Source organism: Gilliamella sp. Fer4-1, from assembly GCF_001690515.1.
Taxonomy (GTDB): Bacteria; Pseudomonadota; Gammaproteobacteria; order Enterobacterales; family Orbaceae; genus Gilliamella; species Gilliamella apicola_C.
On sequence record NZ_LZGZ01000255.1, the window covers coordinates 1 to 4986 of the forward strand.

At 32.9% G+C, this 4986-nt stretch carries 6 protein-coding genes and 1 pseudogene; all 7 read right to left on the reverse strand.

Annotation, left to right across the window (positions count from 1 at the left end):
• Positions 1–90: 90 nt before the first annotated feature.
• Positions 91–759: an SMI1/KNR4 family protein gene (locus tag A9G30_RS08870; RefSeq protein ID WP_065588705.1), complete on the reverse strand. Its 669-nt coding sequence runs from the start codon at positions 757–759 to the stop codon at positions 91–93.
• Positions 760–1318: 559 nt separating this feature from the next.
• Complete coding sequence (locus A9G30_RS08875; protein ID WP_065566454.1) at positions 1319–1687, reverse strand: hypothetical protein; 369 nt, start codon at positions 1685–1687, stop codon at positions 1319–1321.
• 738 nt (positions 1688–2425) lie between these two features.
• Positions 2426–2767 (reverse strand): hypothetical protein, encoded by a 342-nt coding sequence (locus tag A9G30_RS08880; protein WP_065588706.1) that lies wholly within the window; start codon positions 2765–2767, stop codon positions 2426–2428.
• Position 2768: 1 nt separating this feature from the next.
• Positions 2769–3071, reverse strand: coding sequence for a hypothetical protein (locus A9G30_RS08885; RefSeq protein ID WP_141672057.1), 303 nt, complete (start codon positions 3069–3071; stop codon positions 2769–2771).
• Between the two features lie 459 nt (positions 3072–3530).
• Positions 3531–4019 (reverse strand): pentapeptide repeat-containing protein, encoded by a 489-nt coding sequence (locus tag A9G30_RS08890; RefSeq protein ID WP_065588708.1) that lies wholly within the window; start codon positions 4017–4019, stop codon positions 3531–3533.
• A gap of 24 nt (positions 4020–4043) precedes the next feature.
• Complete coding sequence (locus A9G30_RS13010; RefSeq protein WP_176700881.1) at positions 4044–4193, reverse strand: hypothetical protein; 150 nt, start codon at positions 4191–4193, stop codon at positions 4044–4046.
• 64 nt (positions 4194–4257) lie between these two features.
• Positions 4258–4431 (reverse strand): annotated as a pseudogene (locus tag A9G30_RS12460) (RHS repeat-associated core domain-containing protein); the annotation flags it as partial.
• Positions 4432–4986 lie beyond the last annotated feature (555 nt).

Genomic DNA, 4986 nt, shown 5'->3' on the forward strand with positions numbered 1-4986 from the left:
ATAGATTCCATTCAACTAAAAAATTATTCCATTGAAATCATTATATATTTCTTTGGAAGATACTGTTTCGGTTTTTAACTAACGCTATTTTTACAAAAGTCCTTCTTCTTTAAATTTAGCGAGTACTTCGCGCCCTTTTTCAGATAACTCCAATTTTTTTAAATAAATTTTGAGTCTATTTTCTGACGCCGTAAAAAAAAACTTTGAATATTTGAGCATTGACGGTAATGCTTCATCTGGGAAAGGAATGTTAGGATTATTATATTCATCTTCATCAGGATCATAATCATCCTCAACTTCACTTTTAATAATCATTGATAAAAAGGCATCAAACGAATTTGCAACAAACTTCAGATTAGTATTTTGTTCTAGATAACCGCCTTTTACAGACATGTCAAAATAGAGATCATTCACTTCATGATCCCAATAATAGACTTCACCATTTGGGCTTAAGCAAAGCAAATCGCCGTAATTAAGTGTTGCTACGGCAAAATAATCCTCAGGTATCCTATTTAAATAGACATCGTTGGTAGCTAATAAATCTTCTCTATCTTCCTTTGAAAAACCCAAAATGACCTCTAAGGGCAATGATTCGCCCTCACAATCAATACAGTAGTCAATATTGGCTTCATTATCAAAAACAACAACATTATATTTTTTCAAAAAATCAATATAAGAATTGTTTGAATCTATTTTTAACTTTAACTTTGAAATGCGTTTATCAATGTTTTTGGGAACATTATATTTTGATTTAAACATTCTAACTCCTAAATATTACCATGTATAAGAACGGATGCACTGCCAGTGTGAGGAAAACTGTTATGCAAATCTGCATCCAGAATAATCATATAATCTTTATCAACATGATGCCAAACCTTTTCAGGAAGGGCCTTGTCACCAGAATAGCCAATTTGTTTATTTGCTATCCTATTATCATGTTTTCGATTGCCATTAAACTTGTTTGATTTTGCATATTGTTCCTTATATGGACTAAAATCTGGAATGCCGTCTTTACTATATGTTACTTAAGCCGTCCTACAGGAAGCGAGTATTGTTGTAGGGGGCGCTGTCTAGCTGATATTTTTCTATACGCTGGCTTAAGGCATCGTAGATGTAGTCGTAACGCTAACTGTCGCTAACAATTATTTGGTCTTACAATAAGCCTACTGTGATATATTTTCCCGCCTCTATTTATCATGATAAATGTACTGTTCCATTGTTAGTTTATGTGCCAGTTGACTCGTTTTACCCCATTTATAGTCTGCCTTTTGCTCTAGATCGTATAGCTATAGCACAAAATATTGCTAATATATAATGCTTATTTATATTTACTAAATTTTTCTATCCAGCCTTTTTTTGTGACCAGTTCACCAGATAAACTATCACTGATATCAAGAATGTTTTTTTCATTTTTACCATTTTGAGATATTAATAATTTTATATTTTCTTCATTTTGTTCTAGCATATTTAATGTATTGTAAATAACACTATCAATAGCAGTCAAAACAACTTTTTTTAAAATTTCAATCTGGTTTTTGTCAAATGTTTTTAATTCATTATTTAATTTAACCGTATTTTCAGATTTCATTTTACCTTGAACCATTGCTTCAAATTCAAAAATGGCTTGATCTCTAACACTACAAATGATCTTTTGACCAAAAATATCAAGTAATTCTTTATCTAACATATTAATATTCTCCAGTTTAATTCCAAGGGATATTTCATGGGGAAGTGACACCTTGAGAGCTTACATTCCATAAAGATTGGGCAACAAGATTTTTTGCTTGTTGATGAGTAGCTTCACCTGCTTTCAAAGCACTTACATCAATTCTCGTGTGCTCTGCCAAGGTATTTGGTTGACCACTATTAAAAAGTTCTTCTATTGACCGTCTGAGGTCTAACTGGTTGAAGGGATCATCATATTGCAGGGTTTCTCAGTATCTTTGGTTACTGTAGCTTTCAATTCTGCCGGTGCGATCATAGTGGTAATCGATTTGCCCGTGTTTACTTTGTTTTTGCTTAATAGACGGTCGAGGTTGCCGTATTGGTTTCTGTGTTCGATGAGGATGTCGGGTAGGTGAAATTCTGATTACGCCGTATCTGTTTGTGTTGCAGGCACTGTAATGATTATATTCTTAAAGTAGTTTGCTAGATTAATTCAATTAAAAAGCCTGAGTGGTAAGACTCAGACTTTTGTTGCAGATTATTGCAAAGCTTACCAACTATCTGCATGTTGATATTAAAACTTAAGTACGCCTATATATTATGAAGTATTTAATATTTACCGTCAGCATTCATTAAAGAATCTTGATAAATTTAATGTTCGAATTAATTTTCTTAACCATTGAAGCATTAAACCAGAGGATTTTTTTACTTTTGGGCTGTACTATTTTTGGAAATCGTGACAGCTAACATGATATTTTATTTAAACATCTTTACTTGAAGAGAAAGGATGTAAACATGCTTTAAATAATTCTAATATCAATTTTTCATCTGCTTTGTTTAGCGTTTCATCCTGATCTTTTTGTATTTTTTTACGGATAAATTGCTGATTAGTCACATTTTCTTGTTTATAAAAATATTTAGATTCTGCTTTAAAATCATCAATTTCCAATAATTTATCAAAGATATTGTTAATTAGTGGGCTACCTGCATATAATAGCGATTCTGCTTCTTCACATGAAAATTTAATGTACATAATCAGTTTTTTCAATGCGCTGATTTCGCTTTGTTTTAAAACTAAACATTTTTCTGTAGTATTACTCATGTTAATAACAACCTCTAGCTTTTAGTTGATTTTGCATCATGTTAAGTCTTTTATCATAGTTTAGGCTATTAAATCTTTCATAAGGGTTTTTATCTATATGAATTATTTGAGAGCGTTCTAATTTAATTTTACCTGTATGATAATATTCTAATTCTGATGACTTTTTTATATTAGCCATGTAAACCTTAGCTTTTACATGCTTTTCTATTATACCAGTATTTTGAATTCCTTCTAATCTTGCTAGATTGGTATAATATATAAATACATTTTCACCGCTTATTCCTAAAGGATCAATCCAATTCAACCCATTAGGCACATACCGAGATTGTAGGGATTGCTTGCGTTGTCTCGCTGAAGTTCCCAGGCGTTGTGGACATAACCGTAACGCTGGCTGAGGTTAGTGGTTTTATACGTACTTGGCTTAGGCGATGTGCGGCATCGTCGTAGTAGCGTTGGATGCTGATGGCGGTTTGTTTTTTTGCTTACCCACAGGGCATCTGTAAAGCAATTTACACCAAAATATCAGAGAATAAATTAACAGCGTAATACGCTACGTCATCAAAAAAGTATAAAGTCTTCTCGGCTGATGATTTGGTAAAGAAAGTAATTTATTTAGCAATATAAATTAGTATGAAGAAGATAAACAGATATTGACTTGCAACTGGAAAGCATAATGAACTGCTTTATGACAGAATTAACGGTTATCTGTAAAAGAGAAATACACAAAAAATTAAGATGTGGCCTATAATATTCAAATTAATACTCATGGTATTTGTTGTAAAATAGCTCTTTTAGTTGCCGGTGAGAAATATTTTGGCCAAATAGTATATTTGTCATATATTGCCCCTATAAAACTAGCCTCATTTATTCTGATTGCATTTACATTTGCACCTTTTAAATTACTTCCGTTGAAATTTGCATTAAATAAATCAGCTCCTGATAAATTAACTCCTTGCAAATTAGCATTTAGTAAAAAAGCTCCATTTAACTTACAGTTAGACATATCAGCATTTAATAATGACGAATTCATTAAATTTGAATTCATTAATAATGAATTTGTAAAATCAGTATTATCTAAAATACAACCTGAAAAATTTACACTACGTAAATTAGCATATTTAAAATTTGCATTACGCAAAGAATACCCTGCAAATATAGCGGTATGTAATATCGAACTACTAAAATCGAACCCCTCAAATGTTGTTACATCAAATTCTTGCGTGCAACCAGATTCAAAATGAATTTTAATCATTAATAATTTCCCCAACCAAAAAGGTCAATTTTTTGTGTCAGACATAGGTTTAATCTTTGGAATATTACTTGGCGCAAGTGTTCCTTGAGTTTTAGGTGGTAATACGCCTACAATTTTTTCAGCCACATAACGTTGAACTGCTGGAAGAAAAATGATTCCTTGTGTTGTCTGCATAGCATCCTCCTTTTAAAGCTTTTTTAACCACACTAGGGGTAACTTAGAAGACTTTGGTAATTGGGCATTTAGCTACCCCCCCACGGATCGACCAAGTTAACCCATTAAGCGCATACTGATACAGATTAAAGCCGCCAGCTAAACCTATCGGATCAGGCTGGGTAAAGCGACCTATATCCAGATTATAGTACCTGAAAGTATTGTAATGTAAGCCAGTTTCTCTGTCTAAATATTGTCCCGTATTTGAATTCGGTGTTCAGGCATCCCTGACCCTGAGTGCGTGATACTTCGTGGTGTAGCTTGTCGCGTTCGATGTCGCTGATGATGTGGCCATCGATACTTATCTGGTGCAGGTGGCTGGAGACGTAATACAGGCTGTTGATGGAGCGTCCATCCGTCAGGGTGGTGGCGATGCGGTTGCCTAGTGGGGCGTAAGTAACTCTAGTTTTAAACCTATTTAGAAGAATTTATTATTCGCATCGTGATCAGCCGCATCACCACCTGTACCAGTAATTGATGTCATATTATCAACAGCCCAAAATCATCAATTAGGACTAGTAGCTATCTATATAGTCCTACTTCTACTTTCCATCTATCAAATTATCAAACGCTAAAGTAAGATAATGAACGGGCTGGATGTAAGTCTGTATTATGACGATAAAATTAAAGGTTATAGACAAATTTTTGCTATTTAATTTACGTTTGAACTAGCTCATAAAATTCTAAAAATGAATGATCAAAATCAAGTGATAATATTTTATTTTTAAGTTTTTCTGAAATAATGATATTAAAT